Here is a 2,360-nt window from a genome sequence, read left to right as displayed (position 1 = left end):
ACCCTCGCCTCGCTAAATGTGATGACCACCGACCTCGCCTGCGAGCTCGAAGGCTCGCGCCGCAACGAGGCATTGGCCATTCAGCAACTGGTCGTGCTGGCCGAGCTGATGGTCAACCGGGCCCTGGACATTCTCGACCCGCCCTGTGGGTTGTCTATGGCGCCGTCCAACGGTCCCCAATGAGTAATCGCGCTTTCTTACGCAATGGAGGATTTTTTGTCATGGATAGATACATGCCCATCACCGGCATCGATTGCACCATCGCTTCGCTGGTGATCGACACCGAGGCACCGCTGGACGTGCTGCACGAAACAGCGGCTTACCGCATACGCACTGCGACCCAGCTGCTTGAAAGTTTTGCGTTTGGCGAGGGTGTTCACAGTGAGTTGGCGCGGGTGTTGGTGACGTCATTGCGCGATGGTTGTGATTTGCTGGATGTCGTCGGGCGACGATTGCAGGGGCAGGTTTCGGCGCAGCAAAGCAAATCAAGACAAGCGCCTGCTGCGTCGTAACGGCGTCAGTGGTGTGGACACCAGCGCTTCCAACAAGTGTGAAGACGGCCCCGCGCTTAGCGCAGAGGCCGTTCAAACGTTTATTGAGCTTGATTCAACTTGCTTTCAGCAACGCCCGCGCGACCGGCCTGGTCGTCGATAACTTGCAGGCTTTTGCGCGCTTTGATGAGGGGAGCGGGGGTTGACTGAGCCGGGGCACTCTAAACGACAAAGGGCGCCTTTCGGCGCCCCTTCACAAACAGGTCGGCTTGTCATCGCCCTGTACCTGCCTGGCTCTGCGACGGCTGGTTACCCAGGATCCTCAGAGTCTCACAAGCCCCTTTCGGGAACGGGACGAGTATTGCGCGAAACAGAACTCAGGGCAACGACTGGCCATTCGCCTGACTGCGCCACTTTCGATGCCATCACACGCCCAAAGCACTGCGTACCGCGACTTTGATCGCGTAAAACTCATCTGTTTCCAGTTGTGAAATAACATAAATACGCTTCCCTTGACGGTCTCGACTTCTGATCCGGTCCAGTCTGGAGAGGCTTACTGTCGCAACCATATCGCATTTTGCCCAGCAGACCGGACTGGCCCCTTGGAGATGACTTTGAAGTTCCAGATGGTGATCAAGTACGCGGTCCGGGGCGGTGGTACTCAACGGCACAACTGTCACTAGCAAGCTGTTGGTTCTGTGTTTGCGAATCACGACAACGGGTCTGACCTTGATCATCTCGGGAACTTCATACCCCCTGAAATCACAAATCAGTACGCTGCCTTCCTTGGGTTGATATAGAAGCGGCATCCATGGCACTCATCGAAAGAATTCGATTCTGCTCAATAACCAGATAAATCACTAAACCGGATCCGTTACGTGAAGTGTCCCAACGCTCAAGCCCCCTCAACCTTACGCGTCAACAACTCAACAAACGCCTTGGCCATCGGCGACTTCTGATCCTTGCGCTGCACTAACCAAACCGCCGACACCGCCGCTGGATCGAGCAACGGTCGATACACCACACCGTCAATGCGCATCCGCTGATATGACGCTGGCAGCACCGACACCCCCAACCCCGCCGCGACAAGGCCGATAATGGTCATCGCCTCGCCAGCCTCTTGGGCAAAGTGCGGGCTGAAACCGGCATCGCGGGCCAGGCTGAGTAATTGTGCATAGAGACCACTGCCGTAGCTGCGTGGAAAAAATACGAAGGGTTCAAGGGCCAGTGCTGACAGGAACAATCCGTCTTCGCTGCCATTGACCAAGGGGTCGTTGGAGCTGAGCACCGCCACCAGTGGCTCGCGCATCAGCTCCACGACGCTAAGGGAATCCGGCAACCCCAGTGGCCGCATGATGCCGACCTCTATCGACTCGTCGACCAACGCATCGGCGACTTGGGTGCTGCTCATCTCTCGCAGGTTCAGGTGCACCGCCGGGAAGCGCTGGCGGAACGAGAAAATCGCTTGGGGAATGGTCGAGTTGAACGGTGCCGAGGAGGTGAAGCCGATTTTCAGTTCACCGAGTTCACCCAGCTGCGCACGCCGCGCCACATCGGCGGCTTTGTCGACTTGCGCTAGCGCCAGCCGCGCCTCTTGCAGAAACAATCGACCGGCTTCGCTGAGCTCGACCCGACGATTGGTGCGCTCGAACAGCCGCGCGCCGACTTCCTGTTCCAGTGCCTGAATCTGCTGGCTCAGCGGCGGTTGTGAGATGCCCAGCACCTGAGCGGCGCGGCCGAAGTGCAGTTCTTCGGCGACGGCGATGAAGTAGCGCAGATGACGCAATTCCATGAAAACCCCATTAGGTCGTAAAAGCTCTCAAACAGGTCGAACAATATATTGGATTGAATCATTAGGCAGCTATATGC

4 protein-coding genes are annotated in these 2,360 nt (G+C 57.4%); 2 read left to right on the top strand and 2 right to left on the bottom strand.

What is annotated here, in order from left to right:
• Together AC1DRJ_RS24730 and AC1DRJ_RS24725 are read left to right on the top strand one after the other, a co-directional pair.
• Positions 1 to 183, top strand: a 183-nt coding sequence (locus tag AC1DRJ_RS24730; RefSeq protein WP_477804474.1) for a DUF6124 family protein, incomplete at its 5' end; no start/stop codon positions are given.
• Positions 184 to 221: 38 nt separating this feature from the next.
• A complete protein-coding gene (locus tag AC1DRJ_RS24725; protein ID WP_452624629.1) occupies positions 222 to 512 on the top strand; it encodes a hypothetical protein in 291 nt (96 codons plus the stop codon).
• A 404-nt stretch (positions 513 to 916) separates the two neighbouring features.
• Here AC1DRJ_RS24725 and AC1DRJ_RS24720 read toward each other — a convergent pair whose 3' ends face one another.
• Both AC1DRJ_RS24720 and AC1DRJ_RS24715 read right to left on the bottom strand, forming a co-directional pair.
• Complete coding sequence (locus tag AC1DRJ_RS24720; RefSeq protein ID WP_477804473.1) at positions 917 to 1,300, bottom strand: type II toxin-antitoxin system PemK/MazF family toxin; 384 nt, start codon at positions 1,298 to 1,300, stop codon at positions 917 to 919.
• A gap of 86 nt (positions 1,301 to 1,386) precedes the next feature.
• Positions 1,387 to 2,283 (bottom strand): LysR family transcriptional regulator, encoded by an 897-nt coding sequence (locus AC1DRJ_RS24715; RefSeq protein ID WP_477804472.1) that lies wholly within the window; start codon positions 2,281 to 2,283, stop codon positions 1,387 to 1,389.
• Between the last annotated feature and the right edge of the window lie 77 nt (positions 2,284 to 2,360).

It is taken from the genome of Pseudomonas sp. P5_B2 (assembly GCF_056400445.1).
The sequence above is the reverse complement of the archived record's forward strand: the minus strand, read 5'-3'. Positions and strand labels throughout refer to the sequence as shown.

Excerpts from the sequence above, each read along its gene's own strand:
- AC1DRJ_RS24725 (WP_452624629.1), top strand. The coding sequence starts at position 222 with ATGGATAGATACATGCCCATCACCGGCATCGATTGCACCATCGCTTCG.
- AC1DRJ_RS24720 (WP_477804473.1), bottom strand. The coding sequence starts at position 1,300 with ATGCCGCTTCTATATCAACCCAAGGAAGGCAGCGTACTGATTTGTGAT.
- AC1DRJ_RS24715 (WP_477804472.1), bottom strand. The coding sequence starts at position 2,283 with ATGGAATTGCGTCATCTGCGCTACTTCATCGCCGTCGCCGAAGAACTG.